Genomic DNA, 20,487 nt, shown 5'->3' with positions numbered 1-20,487 from the left:
TGAGGTCCTCCGGTTGTCGTTTTGCGGGAGATTACCCAAATCCGTGTCCACGTCCACCGCGCTCGCGCGGTGGCGTCTTTTCATCGTCCACCGGGCTTGCACGGTGGCGTCTCATCTCGCCCACCGGGCCTGCACGGCGGCGCCTGTATCGTCCTCCGGGGCGCGCTTTCCTCCGTCGCCCGGTCCGGGGGGCGGGATGGCGGGCGGTCCCGGCCGGGCTTGCATGGCGGCCCGTCGTCCCCATCTGCCAGCCCTGCGGGGGTGTTGCCGTTCGCTCCGTCATCCGCGCCCGGACCGGCCGCCACGGGACGGCCCGGGCCGGTGCCGACGGGTTGCTCTCCTAGGGCATCGGCGGTGTCCGCGTCCGTGACGAAACGCACGCTTTACGGGGCGGAAGGCAGGGTCACGGCGGGGGTTGCGCCCCGCGCCAAGCCGGGGAACCATGCGGGAATCTGGCCAGTTGACATTGCTGCCCGCGAAACCACATGTTCCCGCTCCTCAGGGAACCGCGCTTTTTGTTCAGGAGTCTGCATGGCTGTCGTCGTCGTCGAATCCCCGGCCAAGGCAAAGACAATCAACAAGTATCTGGGCAGCGACTACACGGTTCTCGCCTCCTTCGGCCATGTCCGCGACCTGGTGGAGAAGGACGGATCGGTCGACCCGGACAACAATTTCGAGATGAAATGGGAGGTGGCGCCCGCCTCCCAGAAGCATGTCCGCGCCATCGCCGAGGCGCTTGCCTCCGACGACAAGCTCATTCTCGCCACCGACCCCGACCGCGAGGGCGAGGCGATCTCGTGGCACCTGATGGAGGCGCTCTCCAAGCGCCGCGCCCTGAAGAAGACCACCGAGGTGGAGCGGGTGGTGTTCAACGCCATCACCAAGAACGCGGTCACCGAGGCGATGAAGAAGCCCCGCGCCGTCGACATGGAGCTGGTCGAGGCCTATCTCGCCCGCCGCGCGCTCGACTACCTGGTGGGCTTCAACCTCTCGCCGGTGCTCTGGCGCAAGCTGCCGGGGGCGAAATCCGCCGGGCGCGTGCAGTCGGTGGCGCTGCGGCTGATCGTCGAGCGCGAGATGGAGATCGAGGCGTTCCGCGCCCGGGAATACTGGAGTGTCACGGCGGTGCTCGAGACGCCGCGGGGCCAGGAGTTCCGCGCCCGCCTCACCATGCTTTCGGGCAAGAAGCTCGACAAGTTCGACATCGCGAGCGAGGCCGCGGCCAGCCTCGCCGTGCAGGCCGTCACCTCGCGCGATCTCGCGGTCACCTCGGTCGAGGCGAAACCGGCGAGCCGCAACCCCGCCGCGCCCTTCATGACCTCCACCCTGCAGCAGGAGGCCAGCCGCAAGTTCGGCATGGGCGCCCAGGCCACCATGCGCACCGCCCAGAAGCTCTACGAGGCCGGGCACATCACCTACATGCGGACCGACGGCATCGACATGGCGCCCGAGGCGGTGATGGCCGCGCGCGACGTGATCGTCGACCGCTACGGCAAGGAGTACATCCCCTCCAGCCCGCGCATGTACAAGAACAAGGCGAAGAACGCCCAGGAAGCGCATGAGTGCATCCGCCCCACCGACATGTCCCGCGCGCCGGACCGGCTGTCGCTGGAGCCCGACCAGCGCAGGCTCTACGACCTGATCTGGAAGCGCGCGCTGGCGAGCCAGATGGAGGCCGCCCGCTTCGAGCGCACCGTGGTCGAGATCGCCTCGAAGGACGGCGAGGTGGGCCTGCGCGCCAATGGCCAGGTCGTGACCTTCGACGGCTTCCTGAAGGTCTACGAGGAGGGCCGCGACGAGGCCCCCTCGCGCGATGACGAGGAAGGCGACGGCGCCCGCCTGCCGGTGATCCACGAGGGCGAGAAGACCGCGAAACGGGACGTCTCCCCCGAGCAGCACTTCACCCAGCCGCCGCCGCGCTACACCGAGGCGACGCTGGTGAAACGCATGGAGGAGCTCGGCATCGGCCGCCCCTCCACCTATGCCTCGATCGTGACCACCATCCAGGACCGCGGCTACGTGCTGAAGGACAAGAACCGGCTGATCCCGCAGGACAAGGGCCGGCTGGTGACCGCCTTCCTCGAGAACTACTTCGGCAAATACGTGGGCTATGATTTCACCGCGGCGCTGGAGGAGGACCTCGACGAGGTCTCCGCCGGCAACAAGGACTGGCACGAGGTGCTGGCCCGGTTCTGGAAGGATTTCCACGCCGCCGTGGGCGAGACCTCCGAGCTGCGCATCACCGACGTGCTGGAGAAGATCAACGAGGTGCTGGCCCCGCACCTGTTCCCGCCCCGCGAGGACGGCAAGGACCCGCGCCTGTGCCCGAACTGCGGCGAGGGCCGGCTGTCGATGCGCACCTCGCGCGCCGGCGGCGCCTTCATCGGCTGCTCCAACTACCCCGAGTGCCGCTACACCCGCCCCATGTCGGGCGAGGTGGAAGGCGGCGATTTCGCCGGGCCGGACGGCAAGCTGCTCGGCCATGACGACAACGGCCTGCCGGTCACCCTGCGCACCGGGCGCTTCGGCCCCTACGTGCAGCTCGGCGAGCAGGAGGAGGGCTCGAAGGAGAAGCCGAAGCGCGCCTCCATCCCCAAGGGCATGGCGCTGGAGGACGTGGACCTGAAGCGCGCGCTCGACCTGCTGTCGCTGCCGCGGCTGATCGGCATGCACCCGGAGGACGGCGAGCCCGTGGAGGCCTCCATCGGCCGCTTCGGCCCCTACGTGCGCCACGGCAAGACCTACGCCAACATCAAGGACGCGGAGGAGGTGCTCACCATCGGCATGAACCGCGCGATGGAAGTACTGGCGCAGAAGGCCGCCCGCGGGGGCGGACGCGGTGCCGCGGCCCAGCCGCTGCGCGAGCTCGGCGAGCACCCGGACGGCGGCGCCCTGCAGGTGATGCCCGGCCGCTACGGCCCTTACGTGAAATGGGAGAAGGTGAACGCCACCATTCCCAAGGACGTGACGCCCGAGGAAATCACCCTCGAGGCCGCGGTGGAATTGGTGAACGCCAAGGCCGCGACCACCGGCAAGGGCCGCAAGAAGGCGCCGGCGAAGAAGGCGACAGCGGCGAAGAAACCCGCCGCCTCGAAGGCGAAGAAGACCACCGCCGCCAGCAAGAGCACCACGACGAAAGCCGCGGCCGCGAAGAAGCCCGCCGCGGCGAAGAAGAGCACGAAGAAAGCCTCCGAACTCGCTGAAGACGAAGGCTGATCTTCGCGCCACTCTGACGTGACAGGTTCCGCCCCCGGGCGGAACCGGGACCGGCGAGCGCCCCTCCCGCAGGGTGGGGTCGAGCCGGTCCTCCCCCCTCGGGCAGCGCGGGGTGTCAGCGCCTCGGGGGGCATCGAGCCCCCGCTCGGCGCTCGCCGCGCCGGGGGCGCGGCCCCGGCATTGCGAGGGCGGCACCCGGCCCCCGCATTCCCCGATGGCGGGCGTTTCGCGGCCATGCTAAGGGGGGCGCATGGCACATTTCCCTTCCAAGGACGACATTCTGGGCTGGATCCGGGACAACCCCGGCGCCGTCGGCAAGCGCGAGATCGCCCGCGCCTTCAACGTGAAGGGCGCGGACCGCATCGCCCTCAAGCAGCTCCTGCGCGAGATGCAGGCCGAGGGCGCCATCCGCCGCGACCGCAAGTCCTTCCGCGAGAAGGGCGCGCTGCCGCCTGTCTCGGTGCTGGTGCTCGAGGCGCCGGACGCGGACGGCGATCTCTTCGCCAGGCCCCAGGAGTGGGACGGCGACGAGGCCCCGCCGCGCATCCTCTTCGTGCCGAAGAAGGGCGACCCCGGCCTCGGCCAGGGCGACCGCATCCTCGCGCGCCTCACACCTGTCGAACACGCCGGCCACGCCTTCGAGGCCCGGCTGATCCGGCGCATCGGCTCGGGCCCGCGCCGCATCCTCGGGCTGTTCCGCAAGACCGACCAGGGCGGGCGCATCGTGCCCGTCGAGCGCAAGTCCGACCGGGACTGGCTGGTGCCGCATGGCGAGCATGCCGGCGCGCGCGACGGCGAGCTGGTCGAGGGCGAGATCGTCGGCAACCCGCGCCTCGGCCTGCCGCGCGCCAAGGTCGTCGCCCGGCTGGGCGACCCCGCCGCCCCGCGCTCGGTCTCGCTCATCGCCATCCACGAGCACGGCCTGCCGGTGGAGTTCTCCGAGGAGGCGATGGCCGAGGCGCTCGGCGCGAAGCCGGTCACCCTGGGGAGCCGCGAGGACCTGCGCCACCTGCCCCTGCTCACCATCGACCCCTCGGATGCCCGCGACCATGACGACGCCGTCGCGGCCCTGCCCGACGACGACCCGGAGAACGAGGGCGGCCACGTGGTCTGGGTCGCCATCGCCGATGTCGCGCATTACGTCCGCCCCGGCTCCGCGCTCGACCGCGAGGCGCGCAGGCGGGGCAACTCCACCTATTTCCCCGACCGCGTGGTGCCCATGCTGCCCGAGGAGCTCTCGGGCGACCTCTGCTCGCTGCACGAGGGCGTGGACCGGCCCTGCATCGCCCTGCGCATGGTGCTCACCGCCGACGGCACCAAGCGCTCCCACCGCTTCACCCGCGGGCTGATGCGCTCGCCGGCCTCGCTCTCCTACGAGCAGGCCCAGGCCGCGCATGAGGGCAACCCGGACGAAGCCACCGCCCCCCTGAACGACACCGCCATCGCACCGCTCTTCGCCGCCTACGGCGCGCTGAAGGCCGCGCGCGAGCGCCGCCAGCCGCTGGCGCTCGACCTGCCCGAGCGGCGCATCGTGCTCTCCGAGGAGGGCGAGGTGACCTCGGTCGCCTTCCGCGACCGCTTTGATGCGCACAAGCTCATCGAGGAGTTCATGGTGCTCTCCAACGTCTGCGCCGCCGAGACGCTGGAGCGCCGCAGCCGCCCGCTGCTCTACCGCGCCCACGAGGAGCCGACGGTGGAGAAGCTCGACGCCCTGCGCGAGATCGCCGAGAGCTGCGGCCTCACGCTGGCCAGGGGCCAGGTGCTGAAGACCGCCACCTTCAACCGCCTGCTCGACCAGGCCGCCGGCACCGATTTCGCCGAGATGATCAACCTCTCGGTGCTGCGCAGCCAGACCCAGGCCTATTACACCCGCGAGGCGATCGGCCATTTCGGCCTGTCGCTGGCCCGCTACGCGCATTTCACCTCGCCGATCCGCCGCTACGCCGATCTCGTGGTGCACCGCGCGCTGATCTCGGCGCATGGCTGGGGCAATGACGGGCTCACGGCGGAAGAGACCGACGCCCTGGAGGAGACCGCGAAGCACATCTCCATGACCGAGCGCCGCTCCATGGAGGCCGAGCGCGACACGACCGACCGCTACCTCGCCGCCTTCCTCGCCGACCGGGTGGGCAACGAGTTCGAGGGCAAGGTCTCGGGCGTCACCCGCTTCGGCCTCTTCGTGCGGCTCACCGAGACCGGGGCGGACGGGCTGATCCCCATCTCCTCGCTGGGCCGCGAGTATTTCCACTACGATGCCGATGCCCAGACGCTCACGGGCGAGCGCAGCCGCCGCGAGATCGGCCTTGGCATGCGCGCCACCGTGCGGCTCGCCGAGGCGGTGCCGGTCACCGGCGGCCTGCTCTTCGAGCTGCTCGAGATCGAGGGCAAGCCCGCCCCGCGCGGCGCCCCGGTGAAGGGCCGCGGCCCCACCCCGCGGCGCAAGGCGGTGAAGGCGCGCGCCAAGGGCTCGAAGCTCGCGAAGAAGGCGAAACGGCGCTTCTGAGCCGCCCGTCTCCCACCTGCATTTTCCCGCCCGCCGCCCCTCTTGAAGGGCCGGCGGGCGCATCCTATCTGAGCCTTGTCCGGAGGCCGCTACAGGGTTCGGACACAACGGAGAAAGGGCCCGTCCACGGCGGAGGGCCCGCTGCCAGACATCGCTCAAGAGAGGATGACCAAGATGCGTAACTTCGACCTGACCCCGCTCTACCGTTCCACCGTCGGCTTCGACCGCCTGGCCCATATGCTCGACAGCGTGGCCGCCAACGGCGAAACCGGCCAGACCAGCTACCCGCCCTACAACATCGAGAAGACCGGCGAGAACGCCTACCGCATCACCATCGCGGTGGCCGGTTTCTCCGATGCCGACCTCTCGATTGAGACCCGTGACGGCGCGCTGGTGGTCTCTGGCCGCAAAACCGAGACCGAGGGCGAGCGCAGCTTCCTCCACCGCGGCATCGCGACCCGCGCCTTCGAGCGTCGCTTCCAGCTTGCCGACCATGTCCGCGCCACCGAGGCGCGCACCGAGAACGGCCTGCTGCACATCGACCTCGTCCGCGAGGTGCCCGAGGCGCTCAAGCCCCGGCGCATCGAGATCGCGAGCGGCCCGGTGGTGAACAACGAAGCCCCGCAGCTGCAGAACTGAAACTCCGCTCCGCGCGGTCCCTCCCCCCTCTCGGGACCGCACGTCTGAGCGAAGCGAGGCCCGCGTCGCCCCCCGGCGCGGGCCTCATTCCGTTGCGCGCCCTTGCTTCGACCGCGCGCGACGGAACCCGCGCCGCGCTGCGTATGATCCTCGGTGCAAGCGTCCGCGTAGCGTTCAGCGTCCAGCGTCCAGCGTTCAGCGTTCAGCGTTCAGCGTTCAGCGTTCAGCGTTCAGCGTGATACAATCCCGGGCCCGGCCCGACCTCAAGGGTGCGGCAGCGCCTTCAGGGTCGCGTCCGGGCCCGGGAGCGTCGCGTAAGCGGGGCCCGGCAGCGCTGCCCCGGCGAGCCCCCTTTCCGCCCCGAGCCTCGGCAGCCGACATCGCGCCCCCCCCGGGGCAGGCCGCCGCTGCCCGGCCTCTGGCCCGGCCCGCACCGAACGCCTGCTCTCCGCGGAGCGCGCGCCATCCGGAACATGAGAAGACGCAACCGGCCCCGGGGGGCCTTCCCCGGTCCTGCCGCGCCGGGCGGCGGAGGGCCACCGGCCCTTCGCCACGCCTGCCGAGCTGCGGGGGCGCAAGCCCCCTCGGCGAGGCAGGCGTTCCCCGGGGGTCACCCCGCTGCGTCAGCTCTGCGGGGTGCTCCCCGAGAGGTCCTCGTAGGCCCGGCGCCATTCCATCGCCTCGCGGCGGGCGTTGCCGAGGCCGGACATGGTCGCTTCCAGCTCCGCGTCCTTCGCGGCGATCTGCCGGGCGAAGTCGCGGCGCATCTCGCCGAGCTCGAGGATCGCCGCGTCGCGCGCGTCGAGCGCCCGGCGCACGGTCTCGTCGGCCGGTTCCTGCGGGTGCGGCGCCTCGGCGTGGCGGTTGAGCCGCAGGAACAGCCAGCACAGCACCCAGCCCACCGCCGCCGCCAGCACCAGCACGATCGCGATCACCAGCGTGAGTCTAGTTGCGTCCATCGGGCTCCTCCAGGATGCGCAGGCCGATGCGGCGGTTGAGCGCCCGGCCGGCCTCCGTCGCGTTGTCGGCAATCGGGTCGGCCTCGCCATAGCCCTTCGCCCGCAGCCTGTCGAGCGGCACGCCGCGCGCCACCAGCGCCTCGAGCACCGCCCGGGCGCGGTCGCGGCTCAGCCGCAGGTTCAGCTCGTCCGAGCCCGAGGTGTCGGTGTAGGCGCCGATCTCGAACACCGCCGGCGCGCAGCCCTTCAGCGTCCCGGCCAGCGCGTCGACCACCGGCAGGCTCTCGGGCGCGATCCCGGTGGAGGCGGGCGGGAAGATCACCTGGTTCGCCGCCAGCGCGGCCCGCATCTCCTCGAGGCAGGTCTGCGGCGCGGGCAGGCTGGCGCGGGCCGCCGCCTCGGCGTCGTAGGACACCGCGAGCCGCAGGGTGCGCTCCGCCCCGGTCACCGGGGTGAGCAGGGCGCGCGCCTCCGAGCGGCCGTCGGGGTCGAGCGTGCGGCCGGCGAGGCTCAGGCCCGCCTCCTCCACCACGAGAATGCCGTTTTCCAGCAGCGCGAGCGCCTTCAGCCCGGCCATGATCCGGCCGGACCAGCCGTCGGGCAGCGTGGGCTCGATCATCATCCGGTCCTGCACCCGCTCGCTGCCGAAGAGCGACACGGCGAAGGTGTAGAGCGCGAGCTTGCCCGCCTCGTTGGGCATCGGTCCGCTGAGCTCGACCATGCCCTCGGCGTCGCGCCTGGCGCGGAAGGCGGCCGGCGGCAGGGTGGCGAGCGAGAGCGCCCCCTCCTCCTCGCTGTCGTCGCTGCCGATATGCGATTCGAGCGAGAACATCGCCGGCAGCGCGTCGCGCAGCTTCGTCACCTCGGTGTCGAACTGGTCCGGGTCCGCTCCCGAAGGCGCATCGAGCACCACGTCGGTATCGACGAAGGACAGCGTGCCGCCCCCGAGCGCCTCCACCGTGTCGAGCCCCGAGAGCACCGCCGCGCCCCAGTCCGCCGAGGGGGCGCCGAGGCCCACCGTGCAGTGCGGATCAGCCCCCGTCCCGCCCCCCGTCCCGCCCGTCGTCCCGCCCGGGGCCGGGGTTCCGACGCCGAGGGCGCGCAGCTTCGCCTCGATGGCATCGGCCTCCTCGCGGGTCTGGGCGGTGCAGGTCTCCACCACCAGCGGCGGCGGCGCGGCGGCCTCGCCCTGCTCCGGCGTGCCGGGGGCCAGCGAGAAGACATAGGGGCTCACCAGCGGGCGCGGCGCGATGATGTCGAGCCCGGCGATGCAGTCGCCGCCCTCGGCGCGCAGCCGGTCGGCGAGAGCCTCGGCCTCCTCCGGCGTGGCGGCCACGCCGGCCACGCTCACCGCGCAGCTCGCGAGGCCGATCTGCGCCTTCGGCAGGGCCACAAGCGCCTCGAGCGCCAGCGCGAGCGAGCGGTCCCAGTCCGCCGCCGGGGCGGCGCGCAGGGTCTCCGCCGTGTCGTCGAGGTCGACCCCGCCCGCCGTCTCGCCGATACCGCCGATGGCGCGCTCCAGCTTCGCGCGGCTGCCATCGTCGGGCAGGAGGCCGGTCACGGTCACCCGGGCGTCGTCGCGCAGGATCTCGAGACGGAAGGCGATGTCGGGGTCGGGTTCCGGGGCGCGCAGGGCGGTGGCGTCGCGCAGGCGCCAGGCCGAGATCTGCCGCGCCGCCACCTCCTGGGCCGCGGTGCGCGACAGCGGGTCCGGCGCCTCGCCCGAGAGCGTGACCATCAGCCCGTCGGCCCCGGCCGAGGCCCAGTGCTGGCCGGCGGCGCTGAGCGTGCGCGTGAGGGCCGCCACCGTCTCCGCCTCGATGCGCGCGGTGAGCGCCTGCCCCGCACCATAGCTGCCCGCCCCCAGGCCGATCAGGGAAAGCGTCAGGAAGATCGCCGCGCGGGTTCGCATCGGAGCGCCTCTGGATGCCGGGAAGGATGTCCCCGGGGTGTTAGGCCAGCACCGCCCCCGTTGCAAGGGCGGCACCGATCACAGGATACGTGATCACATCACGCGTGATCACAGCAGGCCCGCCAGCCCGAAGGCCGCGGCCAGGATGAGCCCCGCGTCGCGGTTGGCCCGGAACAGGTGCAGGCACAGGCCGGTGTCGTGGATGTCGAGCCGGCGCAGCTGCCAGGCGAGATGCGCGGCGAAGCCCGCCAGCCCGGCCAGCGCCACCCAGCGCGACAGCCCCTCCGTCGCCATCCCCACCGAAAGCCCGATCAGCAGCACCGACACCACGAGGAAGCCGCCGAGCCAGGCATGGGTGCGCTCGCCGAACAGCCGCGCGGTGCTCTTCACCCCGATGAGCGCGTCGTCCTCGCGGTCCTGGTGGGCGTAGATCGTGTCGTAGAACAGGGTCCAGGCGATGCCGGCGATGTAAAGCGGCACCGAGGCGAGGGCGAAGCCTTCCGCATGCGCCGCCCAGGCCAGCAGCGCGCCCCAGTTGAACGCGAGCCCGAGAAACACCTGCGGCCACCAGGTGAAACGCTTGGCGAAGGGATAGACCGCCACCGGCGCGAGCGAGAGGATGCCGAGCCAGATCGCCGCCGCCGGGAAGCTCAGCAGGATGGCGCAGGCGAGGAGCGCCTGCACCACCATCCACACCGCGGCGCCGCGTACGCTCACCTGCCCCGAGGGGATGGGGCGCGAGCGGGTGCGCGCCACCTGCCCGTCGACGTGCCGGTCGGTGATGTCGTTCCAGGTGCAGCCCGCGCCGCGCATCAGGAAGGCGCCGAGACCGCATCCCGCGAAGATCCACAGATCGTAGAGGCGCGGCCCCGCGGGGTCGGCCGCCATGGCGAGGCCGAGGCCCCACCAGCAGGGCAGCAGCAGAAGCCAAGTGCCCGCCGGCCGGTCGGCCCGCGCCAGCCGCGCCCAGGGCCGCGACCAGGCCGGGCAGAACCGGTCGACCCAGTTTTCGGCCGTCGCGTCGGCCACTCTTCCATCGGGGGCGCCATGGGCGCTAGAAACATGCTCGGACATGGGATGCGTTATGACAGACGAAACGGCAAAGATCAGGCTTTTTGTTGAGGCGCCGCTGGCGGCGGGCGCGGGGGTGCCGCTCACGAAGGAGCAGGCGCATTACCTCTTCGCGGTGATGCGCCTCGGCCCCGGCGGCCGGGTGGCGCTGTTCAACGGGCGCGACGGCGAATGGCAGGCCGAGGTGCTGGAGGCCGGCAAGCGCGGCGGCACGCTGGGCTGCCTCGCGCAGAGCGCGCCCCAGGGCCTGCCGCCCGACCTCTGGCTGCTCTTCGCGCCCATCAAGAAGGCCCGCACCGATTTCATCGTGGAGAAGGCCACCGAGCTCGGCGTGCGGCGCATCCTGCCGGTGTTCACCCGCTACACCAACTCCGAGCGCCTGCGCCCGGACCGGCTGCAGGCGCATTGCACGGAGGCGGCCGAGCAATGCGGCGGCACCTTCGTGCCCGAACTGGCCGAGCCCGCCCCGCTCGAGCGCGTGCTGGCGGGCTGGGACCCCGCCCGCGCCCTGGTGTTCTGCGACGAATCGCGTGACGCCCGGCCGCTGCACGCGGTGGCACCGCCCGCGCCCGCCGCCCTGCTCATCGGGCCCGAGGGCGGGTTCTCGCCCGAGGAGGCCGCCCGGCTGCGCGCCCTGCCCTTCGTGGTGCCGGTGTCGCTCGGGCCCCGCATCCTGCGCGCCGACACCGCCGCCGCCGCCGCCATCGCCCTCTGGCAGGCCCGGCGGGGCGACTGGGGCGGGCCGGAAGGGGCAGCGCCGTGAGCTTCCTGCGCCCCGAGGTGGCCGCTGGCCTGCGCCGCTGGGGCGAAAGCGGCGCGCTTGCCGTGCTCGCGCTCGGCCTCGCCTGGGCGGGCTGGCGCGCAGGGCTGCGCGGCGGCGCGGTGATGCCCTTCGTCTGGGGCGCGGGCGCGCTGCTCGCCGCGGGACTGGCGCTCACCGCCTTCCGCCGGGCGCGGCTGGCGCGCGAGGTGGCAGCACCCGGCGTGGTCACCGTCACCGAGTGGCGCATCGGCTACATGGGCCCGGTCACCGGCGGCTACGTCGACCTGCCCTCGCTCAGGCGCATCGATCTCGCCCCCGGGCCCGGCGGCACCGTGTGGCACCTGCTCGACGACAGCGGCCGCGCGCTCAGCGTGCCGGCCGCCGCGGCGGGGGCCGAGGCGCTCTACGACGCGCTCGCCCCCCTGCCCGGGCTCGACTGGCCCCGCGCCCTCGCGCTGCTCGACACGCCGCCCCGCCGGCTGGTAACCCTGTGGGAAAAGCCGCGATTGAACCTTCGTCGCCCTTGAAAGCATGCGGGCACATGTTTATTCACCGGCAGGTCAACATCATCAGGAGGGCCGCATGTCCATTCCACAACAAGGCGGCGGCCCGATCGAGCGTCACGAGCAGCTGGCGGAATATCTCGCCGCGGGCTGCAAGCCGAAAGAGGCCTGGCGCATCGGCACCGAGCACGAGAAGTTCGGCTACGACGCCAAGACCCTCACGCCGCTGCCCTATGACGGGCCCTGCTCGATCCGCGCCATGCTCGAGGGCCTGCGCGACCGTTTCGGCTGGGACCCGGTGCTGGAAGGCGACAAGATCATCGGGCTGACGCGCGACGGCGCCAATGTCTCGCTGGAGCCGGGCGGCCAGCTCGAGCTCTCCGGCGCGCCGCTCGAGACCATCCACCAGACCTGCGACGAGGTGAACCAGCATCTCGCCGAGGTGAAGGAGATCGCCGAGGGCATCGGCGCGGCCTTCATCGGCCTCGGCGCCGCCCCGGTCTGGACCCACGAGGAAATGCCGGTGATGCCCAAGGGCCGTTACGCCCTGATGACCCGCTACATGGGCACGGTCGGCACCCATGGCACCCAGATGATGTACCGCACCTGCACGGTGCAGGTGAACCTCGACTTCGCCTCCGAGGCGGACATGGTGGAGAAGTTCCGCGTGGCGCTGGCGCTGCAGCCGGTGGCGACCGCGCTCTTCGCCAACTCGCCCTTCTTCGAGGGCAAGCCCAACGGCCACCTCTCCTGGCGCAGCCGCATCTGGCGCGACCTCGACGCCTCGCGCACCGGCATGCTGCCCTTCGCATTCGAGGACGGGTTCGGCTTCGAGCGCTACGTGGAGTATGCCCTCGACGTGCCGATGTACTTCGTCTACCGCGACGGCAAGTATGTCGACGCGCTCGGCCAGTCCTTCCGCGACTTCCTCAAGGGCGAGCTGCCGGCCCTGCCGGGCGAGAAGCCCACCCTGTCGGACTGGGCCGACCACCTCACCACGCTCTTCCCCGAGGCACGGCTGAAGAAATTCATCGAGATGCGCGGCGCCGATGGCGGCCCCTGGCGGCGGCTCTGCGCCCTGCCGGCGCTCTGGGTGGGCCTCACCTACGACCAGGGCGCGCTCGACGCCGCCTGGGACGTGGCGAAGGGCTGGACGGCGGAAGAGCGCGAGCAGCTGCGCGTCGACGCCTCGGTGAAGGGCCTGCACGCCGAGATCGCCGGGCGCCCGCTGCGCGACGTGGCGCGCGAGGTGCTGGAGATCGCCGAGGCCGGGCTGAAGGCGCGCGCCCGCCCCGGCGCCGGCGGGCTGATCCCCGACGAGACGCATTTCCTCAACTCGCTGCAGGATATCGTCGCCTCCGGCAAGACCCCGGCCGAGGAGCTGCTCGAGCTCTACAACGGCCCCTGGCGGGGCGACCTGACGCCGCTCTTCCGCGACTTCAGCTACTGATGGAGCTGCGCGCCGCGATCCCGGTCCTGCGGATCTTCGACGAGGCGCTGGCGCGCGGCTTCTACCTCGACTGGCTGGGCTTCCGGCTCGACTGGGAGCACCGGTTCGAGCCCGGGCTGCCGCTCTACGCGCAGGTGTCGCGCGGCGGCCTGCGCCTGCACCTCTCCGGCCACCATGGCGACGCGAGCCCCGGCGCCACGGTCTTCGTGCCGGTCGAGGGGCTCGCGGGCCTCCACGCCGAGCTCGCCAGCCGCCCGCACCCCGGCCAGCGCCCGGGGGTCGAGCGCCGCGACTGGGGCCTCGAGATGACCGTCACCGATCCCTTCGCCAACCGCCTGCGCTTCACCGAGCAGCGCAGCGGCTGAGTGCCCCGCGCGGCGCTGCTCCGGGCCTGACCCGGAGCCTCGCGGGGCCCGCGCTGAACTTCGGGCGGAGAGGCCCCGGCTCTGCGGCCGGGGCGCCGGAGCGCGGGCTGTCAGACGCCGGCGCCGCCCACGGTGAGGCCGCCGATCAGCAGGGTCGGCTGGCCCACGCCCACCGGCACCCATTGCCCGGCCTTGCCGCAATTGCCCATGCCGGGGTCGAGCGCCATGTCGTTGCCTATGGCGCGGATGTGGCGCAGGGCGGTGGCGCCGTCGCCGATCAGCGTGGCGCCCTTCACCGGCGCGCCGATCACGCCGTTCTTCACCCGGTAGGCCTCGGTGCAGGAGAACACGAACTTGCCGTTGGTGATGTCGACCTGCCCGCCGCCGAAGCCTACGGCGTAGATGCCGTCCTTCAGGCCGCCGAGCACCTCGGCGGGGGCCATGTCGCCGCCGAGCATGATCGTGTTGGTCATCCGCGGCATCGGCGCATGGGCATAGCTCTCGCGCCGGCCGTTGCCGGTGGCCTCGACGCCCATGAGCCGGGCGTTCTGGCGGTCCTGCATGTAGCCGGTCAGCACCCCGTCCTCGATGAGCACGTTGCGGGCGGAGGGGGTGCCCTCGTCGTCGAAGGAGAGCGAGCCGCGCCGGTCCGGGATGGTGCCGTCATCGATCACGGTGACGCCCTTCGCCGCGATCTGCTGGCCCATCAGCCCGGCGAAGGCGGAGCTTTTCTTGCGGTTGAAATCCCCCTCCAGCCCGTGGCCGATCGCCTCGTGCAGCAGGATGCCGGGCCAGCCGGGGCCGAGGACCACGTCCATCACCCCGGCGGGCGCGTCCTCCGCCTCGAGGTTGACCAGGGCGACGCGCAGCGCCTCCTCGGCCACGCCCTGCCAGTGGTCAGCCGTGATCAGCGGCGCGAGCCCGTGGCGGCCGCCGCCGCCGGCCGAGCCGGTCTCGCGGCGGCCGTTCTCCTCCACGATCACCGAGATGTTCACGCGGGTGAGCGGGCGGGCCTCCCACAGGCGCTGGCCCTCGGGGCGCAGGATCTCGACCTCCTGCATCGAGGCGGCGACGGAGGCGGAGACCTGCTTCACCCGCGGATCGCGGCTGCGCAGCCAGTCGTCGATCTCGCGCAGGGTCTCGAGCTTCACGCCGAAACTGGCATCGTCGAACGGGTCGCGGTCGGTGTAGAGGCGGCGGTTGGTGGGGCGCGGCGGGGCGGCCAGAACCGCGTCCTCGCCGCGCACGGCGAGCCGGGCGGTGGTGAGGGCGCGCGCCAGCGAAGCCTCTGAAATCTCGGTGGAATGCGCATAGCCGGTGGCCTCGCCCGCCACGGCGCGCAGCCCGAACCCCTCGGCGGCATCGTAGCTCGCGGTCTTCAGGCGGCCGTCGTCGAACACCAGCGCCTCCGAGCGCCGGCGCTCCAGGAACAGCTCGCCGTCATCCGCCCCCGCCACCGCCTCGCGCAGCAGCGACAGGGCGCGGCCCTCGTCGAGCAGGGTTTCGAAGGGGCGGAAACGGGGGGAAGAATCGGTCATGTGAAGCTCCGCTGGGTGGAGGATTTCGGCGGCGGAGGGCGGCGTGAAGCGTCGAACTGCCGCAAAGGTCCAACTTGCCTGTAACGGCCCATTATGGTTTTTCGGGAAACTGAAACAACAGGGATTCCACACAAAGCCGTGTGGGGGCCCTTTCGGGCGCCTGCCGCGCCCGCGGGAGAGGGATCCGCGCCGCTGCCGGCGCACGCAGATCGAGGAAGATAACAATGCGACTGGCAAAATTCGCAATCGGGGCGGGAACGGCTTTCACCGGGGCGTGGCTCGCCACGGCCACCCTGGCGCAGGACACGCTGGAGACCATCGGCAAGCCGGTGCCCGGCGGGCTGCACTTCCAGCCGGCCGCCACCGAGCTGAAGGAGGACATCGCCTTCCTCGACGGCTTCCTGCTGGTGATCATCACCGCCATCGTGCTGCTGGTGACCGCCCTGCTCGCCATCTGCATCTTCCGCTTCAACGCGAAGGCGAACCCGAAGCCGGCCACCTTCACCCACCACTCGGCGCTGGAAATCGCCTGGACCGTGGTGCCCATCCTGATCCTGATCGTGATCGGCTCGCTCTCCCTGCCGATCCTGTTCAAGCAGCTCGAAGTGCCCGACAGCGACCTCACCATCAAGGTGACCGGCAACCAGTGGTACTGGAGCTACGAATACCCCGACGAGGAGATCATCTTCGACTCCGTGATGCTGCAGCGTGACCAGCTCGCCGAGCACGGCTACGCGCCGGATGAATTCCTCCTCGCCACCGATACCGCCGTGGTGGTTCCCGTGGGCGCCGTCGTGCGCCTGCAGATCACCGGCGCCGACGTGATCCATTCCTGGACCATCCCCTCCTTCGGCGTGAAGCTCGACGCAATCCCCGGTCGCCTGCAGGAGACCTGGTTCCGCGTCGACCGCCCGGGCGTGTTCTTCGGCCAGTGCTCCGAGCTCTGCGGCAAGGACCATGCCTACATGCCCATCGTCGTGAAGGCGATGGAGCCGGAGGCCTACGCAACCTGGCTGGAAGGCGCCAAGGAGGAGTTCGCGATGAACCCCGCCCCGCGCGACATCCGGCTCGCATCCAACTGAGGCAAATACCAAACGATGGCCGATACAAGCTGGAGCCTTGAGGAGACCCGTCCCGGAGACGCGCAGTTCGGCGATTACGTCGAGCTGCTCAAGCCCCGGGTCATGTCCCTCGTCATCTTCACCGCCGCGGTGGGGATGTTCGTGGCTCCGACGCCAGTGCACCCGATCATCGCCTTCGCCTGCATCCTGTGCATCGCCGTGGGCGCCGGCGCCTCCGGCGCGCTCAACATGTGGTGGGACGCGGACATCGACCGGGTGATGAAGCGCACCGCCGGCAGGCCCATCCCCTCGGGCCGCGTGACGGGGGAGGAGGCGCTCTACATCGGCCTCGCCCTCTCCGGGCTCTCGGTGCTGATGCTGTTTTTGTTCGGCAACGCGCTCTCGGCCGCCCTGCTGGCCTTCACCATCTTCTTCTACGCCGTGATCTACACGATGTTCCTCAAGCGCGCGACGCCGCAGAACATCGTGATCGGCGGCGCCGCCGGCGCCTTCCCACCGATGATCGGCTGGGCGGTGGCGAGCGGCAACGTGACCATCGAATCCTGCCTGATGTTCGCGCTGATCTTCATCTGGACCCCCCCGCATTTCTGGGCCCTCGCGCTGTTCATGAACTCGGACTACACCAAGGCCGGCGTGCCGATGATGACCGTGGTCGCCGGGCGCCGGCACACGCGCAACCTCATCCTGGGCTACACGGTGCTGCTCGCGGCCGTGGCCCTCGCCCTCGCCTTCACCGGCATCGGCGGGCCGGTCTACCTCGCCGCCGCACTGGTGCTGAACCTGGGCTTCCTCGCCGGCGCCATCCGCCTGTGGCGGCGCGACGAGGAGGTGGCCGGCGCCGATGCTTACCGCGCGGAGAAGCGCGTCTTCGCCTTCTCCATCTTCTACCTCTTCGCGCATTTCCTCGCCCTGCTGGCCGATGCCGGCCTGCGCGCGGCCGATCTCGCGCCGGTCGGCTGGCCGGTGCTGTTCTGAACGGAGGACGCCATGTTCAAGCCCGAGCACGAACTGCACAGCCGCCGCAAAGGGCGCAACACCTCGCTGGGGCTGATCCTCGGCGGGTTCGTGCTACTGGTCTTCCTGGTCACCATCGTGAAGCTGATGAACGGCCAGATGATCCAGGGGTTCGACCACACCTACCGCCCGGCGCTGGTGACCCCCGATGAGTGACCCGCGCCGCAACACCCGCATCGTGCTCGGCCTCGTCGCGCTGGTGGCCTTCATGGGCGCCGGCAGCTTCGCCGCGGTGCCGTTCTACAACTGGTTCTGCCGGGTCACCGGCTATGCCGGCACCACCGCCACCGCCGAGGCCGGCTCCGACACCGTGCTCGACCGCACGATGAAGATCCGCTTCGACGCCTCGCTCGAATCCGGCATGCCCTGGAGCTTCAGGCCCCTCCAGCGCGAGGTGGAGGTGAAGATCGGCGAGACCGGGATTGCCTATTACGAGGCGCACAATCCGCTCGACGTGCCGGTGGCAGGCTCGGCGAGCTACAACGTGGTGCCCTATTCCGCCGGCGGCTACTTCATGAAGATCGCCTGTTTCTGCTTCACCGAGCAGGTGCTGCAGCCCGGCGAGACCGTGCAGATGCCGGTCACCTATTACGTCGACCCGGAGATCGTGAATGACATCGAGGCGAAATACGTCCGCGAGATCACGCTCTCCTACACGTTCCACCGAGATGCGCTGCCCGAGCCGGAGGACACCTCCGCCCTGCAGACGCCCCCCAGCAGCAACGATACGACCGGCCTGAACTGAAACCGGCCCAGGACCAGCAGAGGGAACCCCGATGGCCCACGAAAAAAATCACGACTTCCATATCCTGCCACCGAGCATCTGGCCCTTCCTCGCCGCGGTCAGCGCCTTCGTCATGCTGTTCGGCACGGTGCTGTTCTTCAAGGAGAGCGGGCCCTGGCTGATGCTCATCGGCCTCGCCGGCGTGCTCTACGTGATGTACGGCTGGTGGTCGGACGTGATCGCCGAGAGCCGGGTGGGCGACCATACGCCGGTGGTCCAGATCGGGCTGCGCTACGGCATGATCATGTTCATCGCCTCCGAGGTGATGTTCTTCGCCGCCTGGTTCTGGTCCTTCTTCAAGAACGCGCTCTACCCGATCGAGGGCCATGTCTGGCCGCCCGAGGGCATCGAGACCTTCGACCCCTGGCACCTGCCGCTGGTCAACACGCTCATCCTGCTGCTGTCGGGCTGCGCCTGCACCTGGGCGCACCACGCGCTGGTGCACGAGAACGACCGCAAGGCGCTGAAGCAGGGCCTGCTCATCGCCATCATCCTCGGCGTGCTCTTCTCGCTCTGCCAGGCCTACGAGTACAGCCACGCGGCCTTCGGCTTCGCCGGCAACATCTACGGCGCCAACTTCTTCATGGCCACCGGCTTCCACGGCTTCCACGTGATCGTGGGCACGCTGTTCCTGGCCGTCTGCCTGCTGCGCGCCCAGGCCGGGCAGATCACCCAGGACAAGCACATCGGCTTCGAAGCCGCCGCCTGGTACTGGCATTTCGTCGACGTGGTGTGGCTGTTCCTCTTCGCCTCCGTCTACATCTGGGGCGGCTGAGCGGCCCCGGCCCGATACCATTCGCAACCCAAGACTCCCGGCGCGGACCCTCCCGGTCCGCGCCGCATGCATTCCGGGGGAGAGGCGCATGCGCCGGTTCTGGTTCCTGATCGTGATCGGCGGGCTCGGCCTCGCGGTGCTGCTCGGCCTGGGCGGCTGGCAGCTCCAGCGCCTCGCGTGGAAGACCGCGGTGCTGGAGGACATCTCCGCCCGCATGGCCGCCCCGCTCGCCCCGCTGCCCGCCACGCCCGACGAGGCGCGGGACGAGTACCGTTCCCTCACCCTCGAGGGCACGGTGGAGGAGGGCGCGCTGCACGTGCTCACCTCGCGCCCGCCGGACGGGCCGGGCTACCGGGTGATCGCGCCCTTCCGCCTCGCCGACGGCCGACGGATCATGCTCGACCGCGGCTTCCTGCCCGAGGCGCGCAAGGACACACCCCTGCCCTCCGGCCCGGACCGGGTGGAGGGCAACCTGCTCTGGCCCGATGACGTGAACAGCTTCACCCCGGCCCCGAACCGCGAGCGCAACATCTGGTTCGCCCGCGACACGGGCCCGATGGCGCAGGCGCTGGGAACCGAGCCGCTGCTGGTGGTCGCGCGCTCGGAGAGCCTCCCGGGCACCGACCCGATGCCGGTGAGCGTCAACATCCCCAACGACCACCTGGAATACGCGCTCACCTGGTTCGCGCTCGCCGCGGGCTGGGCGGGGATGTGCCTCTACTTCCTGTGGGTGCGCCGGCGGGGCTGAGCCCGCCGGCGCCGCAACCTCACCGGGGCCGCCTCACTCCGGCTGGGCCTCGCCCGGCGCCGGGGCGATCTCGAACACCATCGAGACCGAGGCGCTCACCGTGGTCTCGCCGCGCGCCAGCGGCACCGGGGCGGCCTCGGCGGCACTCATGCGGTACATCGGCACGTTGCCGCCGCCGCCCTGCTCGGAGATGCTGCGCACCCCGCCGAGCGCCACGCCGGAGGCATCGGCGTAGAGCGCGGCCCGGGCCTTCGCATCCTCCACCGCGGCGCGGCGGGCCTTCTCCATCGCCTCGGTCATGTCGGAGGCGGAGAAGGAGATGCCCTGGATGCTGTTGGCACCCTGCCTGGTGAGCCCGTCGAGCAGCCCGCCGAGCGCCTCGATCTCGCGCACGCGGATGGTCACCATGTTGCTGGCCCGGTAGCCGGTGATGCGCGCCTCGCCGCCGTCCTGCCGGTCGGCCCACACCGGGTTGAGCGAGAACTGGCTCGTCTGGGTGTCGCGCTCGGCCACGCCCTGCTGGGTGAGCAGGTCGAACACCCTTGTCATCGCCTCGGAATTGGCGGTGAGTGCGGCCTCTGCCGTCTCGCCTTCCGTGGTCACGCCGAGGGTGACGAAGGCCAGGTCGGGCACCAGAACGGCCTCGCCCTCGCCGGTCACCGAGATGGTGGGCGGGGCCTCCTGCGCCAGGCCGGAGAGCGGCGCGAGGCCGAGGACAATCCCTGTGAGGGCGGGGATCAGAATGCGCATGTTTGGGTCTCCTCTCCTCCCCGCCGGCCACGCTGCCGCGCGGGGGTTTCGGCCAAGTTTACTGGAACTTGGACGCAGCACCCTGTAACATCCTTGGACAACGCTTCCATAAAAATTCACGAGGCCGCCGCGCGGGGTTCCGCACCGGGGCACAGAGGTTCACGAGCATGAGACCGGGTCACAGCCTTTCGGGGCGAGACACATTCCGAACACGCGCCCCCCGCACGGGCTGCCGCCCTTTCGCGCCGGGCGCCGGCGCGCGCGACACCGCCCGCCGGGCCGGCCATGGCCTAGTGCTGGGCCTCGCGCTGCTGCTCTGGGGGGGCGCCGCGGCGGCGGCCACCGGGCCGGCAGAGTTCCGCGCGCCCGCCGAAGCCCCCGCGGCGGCGCTGGCGCTGCCCGAGGCGGCGCGGCT

At 71.2% G+C, this 20,487-nt stretch carries 18 protein-coding genes; 13 read left to right on the top strand and 5 right to left on the bottom strand.

Going from position 1 to position 20,487, the window contains the following annotated elements:
* The first annotated feature begins 531 nt into the window (after positions 1-531).
* From topA to D3P35_RS19915, 3 genes are all read left to right on the top strand, one after another.
* A complete protein-coding gene (topA, locus tag D3P35_RS19925) occupies positions 532-3,216 on the top strand; it encodes a type I DNA topoisomerase (protein WP_118137128.1) in 2,685 nt (894 codons plus the stop codon).
* 250 nt (positions 3,217-3,466) lie between these two features.
* Positions 3,467-5,719 carry a ribonuclease R gene (rnr, locus tag D3P35_RS19920; protein ID WP_118137126.1) on the top strand — a complete coding sequence of 751 codons (2,253 nt, stop codon included), beginning with the start codon at positions 3,467-3,469 and terminating at the stop codon, positions 5,717-5,719.
* Between the two features lie 174 nt (positions 5,720-5,893).
* Positions 5,894-6,358 (top strand): Hsp20 family protein, encoded by a 465-nt coding sequence (locus tag D3P35_RS19915; RefSeq protein ID WP_118137232.1) that lies wholly within the window; start codon positions 5,894-5,896, stop codon positions 6,356-6,358.
* 623 nt (positions 6,359-6,981) lie between these two features.
* Here D3P35_RS19915 and D3P35_RS19905 read toward each other — a convergent pair.
* From D3P35_RS19905 to ubiA, 3 genes are all read right to left on the bottom strand, one after another.
* Positions 6,982-7,317, bottom strand: coding sequence for a hypothetical protein (locus tag D3P35_RS19905; protein ID WP_157982237.1), 336 nt, complete (start codon positions 7,315-7,317; stop codon positions 6,982-6,984).
* The gene (locus tag D3P35_RS19900; RefSeq protein WP_118137122.1) at positions 7,304-9,229 is read right to left on the bottom strand and encodes an OmpA family protein; all 1,926 of its coding nucleotides are present in this window, start codon (positions 9,227-9,229) and stop codon (positions 7,304-7,306) included. The genes D3P35_RS19905 and D3P35_RS19900 overlap by 14 nt, the downstream gene beginning before the upstream one ends.
* A gap of 108 nt (positions 9,230-9,337) precedes the next feature.
* Complete coding sequence (gene ubiA / locus D3P35_RS19895; protein WP_118137120.1) at positions 9,338-10,303, bottom strand: 4-hydroxybenzoate octaprenyltransferase; 966 nt, start codon at positions 10,301-10,303, stop codon at positions 9,338-9,340.
* Between the two features lie 10 nt (positions 10,304-10,313).
* On the opposite strand from ubiA, the gene D3P35_RS19890 reads away from it, so the two are divergent.
* The 4 genes from D3P35_RS19890 to D3P35_RS19875 are packed head-to-tail and all read left to right on the top strand — an operon-like array spanning position 10,314 to position 13,381.
* Positions 10,314-11,063 carry a 16S rRNA (uracil(1498)-N(3))-methyltransferase gene (locus D3P35_RS19890; RefSeq protein ID WP_118137118.1) on the top strand — a complete coding sequence of 250 codons (750 nt, stop codon included), beginning with the start codon at positions 10,314-10,316 and terminating at the stop codon, positions 11,061-11,063.
* Positions 11,060-11,590, top strand: coding sequence for a hypothetical protein (locus D3P35_RS19885; RefSeq protein ID WP_118137116.1), 531 nt, complete (start codon positions 11,060-11,062; stop codon positions 11,588-11,590). The genes D3P35_RS19890 and D3P35_RS19885 overlap by 4 nt, the downstream gene beginning before the upstream one ends.
* Before the next feature lie 55 nt (positions 11,591-11,645).
* Positions 11,646-13,016, top strand: a complete 1,371-nt coding sequence (locus D3P35_RS19880; RefSeq protein WP_118137114.1) for a glutamate--cysteine ligase — start codon at positions 11,646-11,648, stop codon at positions 13,014-13,016.
* Complete coding sequence (locus D3P35_RS19875) at positions 13,016-13,381, top strand: glyoxalase superfamily protein (RefSeq protein WP_118137112.1); 366 nt, start codon at positions 13,016-13,018, stop codon at positions 13,379-13,381. Before D3P35_RS19880 ends, D3P35_RS19875 begins: the two co-directional genes overlap by 1 nt.
* A gap of 110 nt (positions 13,382-13,491) precedes the next feature.
* On the opposite strand, the gene D3P35_RS19870 is transcribed toward D3P35_RS19875, so the two are convergent.
* Positions 13,492-14,919, bottom strand: a complete 1,428-nt coding sequence (locus D3P35_RS19870) for a TldD/PmbA family protein (RefSeq protein ID WP_118137111.1) — start codon at positions 14,917-14,919, stop codon at positions 13,492-13,494.
* Between the two features lie 224 nt (positions 14,920-15,143).
* On the opposite strand from D3P35_RS19870, the gene coxB reads away from it, so the two are divergent.
* The 6 genes from coxB (at position 15,144) to D3P35_RS19840 (ending at position 19,322) form a co-directional block, all read left to right on the top strand.
* A complete protein-coding gene (coxB, locus tag D3P35_RS19865) occupies positions 15,144-16,001 on the top strand; it encodes a cytochrome c oxidase subunit II (RefSeq protein WP_118137110.1) in 858 nt (285 codons plus the stop codon).
* Between the two features lie 15 nt (positions 16,002-16,016).
* Positions 16,017-16,976 carry a heme o synthase gene (gene cyoE / locus D3P35_RS19860; protein WP_118137109.1) on the top strand — a complete coding sequence of 320 codons (960 nt, stop codon included), beginning with the start codon at positions 16,017-16,019 and terminating at the stop codon, positions 16,974-16,976.
* A 12-nt stretch (positions 16,977-16,988) separates the two neighbouring features.
* Positions 16,989-17,171 (top strand): hypothetical protein, encoded by a 183-nt coding sequence (locus D3P35_RS19855; protein ID WP_118137108.1) that lies wholly within the window; start codon positions 16,989-16,991, stop codon positions 17,169-17,171.
* Complete coding sequence (locus D3P35_RS19850) at positions 17,164-17,760, top strand: cytochrome c oxidase assembly protein (RefSeq protein WP_118137107.1); 597 nt, start codon at positions 17,164-17,166, stop codon at positions 17,758-17,760. The genes D3P35_RS19855 and D3P35_RS19850 overlap by 8 nt, the downstream gene beginning before the upstream one ends.
* Before the next feature lie 31 nt (positions 17,761-17,791).
* Positions 17,792-18,574 carry a cytochrome c oxidase subunit 3 gene (locus D3P35_RS19845; RefSeq protein ID WP_118137105.1) on the top strand — a complete coding sequence of 261 codons (783 nt, stop codon included), beginning with the start codon at positions 17,792-17,794 and terminating at the stop codon, positions 18,572-18,574.
* Between the two features lie 88 nt (positions 18,575-18,662).
* Positions 18,663-19,322 (top strand): SURF1 family protein, encoded by a 660-nt coding sequence (locus tag D3P35_RS19840; RefSeq protein ID WP_118137103.1) that lies wholly within the window; start codon positions 18,663-18,665, stop codon positions 19,320-19,322.
* 33 nt (positions 19,323-19,355) lie between these two features.
* On the opposite strand, the gene D3P35_RS19835 is transcribed toward D3P35_RS19840, so the two are convergent.
* Positions 19,356-20,072 (bottom strand): SIMPL domain-containing protein, encoded by a 717-nt coding sequence (locus D3P35_RS19835; RefSeq protein ID WP_118137101.1) that lies wholly within the window; start codon positions 20,070-20,072, stop codon positions 19,356-19,358.
* Positions 20,073-20,487 lie beyond the last annotated feature (415 nt).

It is taken from the genome of Oceanicella sp. SM1341 (assembly GCF_003448965.1).
Taxonomy (GTDB): Bacteria; Pseudomonadota; Alphaproteobacteria; order Rhodobacterales; family Rhodobacteraceae; genus Paroceanicella.
The sequence above is the reverse complement of the archived record's forward strand: the minus strand, read 5'-3'. Positions and strand labels throughout refer to the sequence as shown.

Excerpts from the sequence above, each read along its gene's own strand:
- topA (WP_118137128.1), top strand. The coding sequence starts at position 532 with ATGGCTGTCGTCGTCGTCGAATCCCCGGCCAAGGCAAAGACAATCAAC.
- rnr (WP_118137126.1), top strand. The coding sequence starts at position 3,467 with ATGGCACATTTCCCTTCCAAGGACGACATTCTGGGCTGGATCCGGGAC.
- D3P35_RS19915 (WP_118137232.1), top strand. The coding sequence starts at position 5,894 with ATGCGTAACTTCGACCTGACCCCGCTCTACCGTTCCACCGTCGGCTTC.
- D3P35_RS19905 (WP_157982237.1), bottom strand. The coding sequence starts at position 7,317 with ATGGACGCAACTAGACTCACGCTGGTGATCGCGATCGTGCTGGTGCTG.
- D3P35_RS19900 (WP_118137122.1), bottom strand. The coding sequence starts at position 9,229 with ATGCGAACCCGCGCGGCGATCTTCCTGACGCTTTCCCTGATCGGCCTG.
- ubiA (WP_118137120.1), bottom strand. The coding sequence starts at position 10,303 with ATGTCCGAGCATGTTTCTAGCGCCCATGGCGCCCCCGATGGAAGAGTG.
- D3P35_RS19890 (WP_118137118.1), top strand. The coding sequence starts at position 10,314 with ATGACAGACGAAACGGCAAAGATCAGGCTTTTTGTTGAGGCGCCGCTG.
- D3P35_RS19880 (WP_118137114.1), top strand. The coding sequence starts at position 11,646 with ATGTCCATTCCACAACAAGGCGGCGGCCCGATCGAGCGTCACGAGCAG.
- D3P35_RS19875 (WP_118137112.1), top strand. The coding sequence starts at position 13,016 with ATGGAGCTGCGCGCCGCGATCCCGGTCCTGCGGATCTTCGACGAGGCG.
- D3P35_RS19870 (WP_118137111.1), bottom strand. The coding sequence starts at position 14,919 with ATGACCGATTCTTCCCCCCGTTTCCGCCCCTTCGAAACCCTGCTCGAC.
- coxB (WP_118137110.1), top strand. The coding sequence starts at position 15,144 with ATGCGACTGGCAAAATTCGCAATCGGGGCGGGAACGGCTTTCACCGGG.
- cyoE (WP_118137109.1), top strand. The coding sequence starts at position 16,017 with ATGGCCGATACAAGCTGGAGCCTTGAGGAGACCCGTCCCGGAGACGCG.
- D3P35_RS19855 (WP_118137108.1), top strand. The coding sequence starts at position 16,989 with ATGTTCAAGCCCGAGCACGAACTGCACAGCCGCCGCAAAGGGCGCAAC.
- D3P35_RS19850 (WP_118137107.1), top strand. The coding sequence starts at position 17,164 with ATGAGTGACCCGCGCCGCAACACCCGCATCGTGCTCGGCCTCGTCGCG.
- D3P35_RS19845 (WP_118137105.1), top strand. The coding sequence starts at position 17,792 with ATGGCCCACGAAAAAAATCACGACTTCCATATCCTGCCACCGAGCATC.
- D3P35_RS19840 (WP_118137103.1), top strand. The coding sequence starts at position 18,663 with ATGCGCCGGTTCTGGTTCCTGATCGTGATCGGCGGGCTCGGCCTCGCG.
- D3P35_RS19835 (WP_118137101.1), bottom strand. The coding sequence starts at position 20,072 with ATGCGCATTCTGATCCCCGCCCTCACAGGGATTGTCCTCGGCCTCGCG.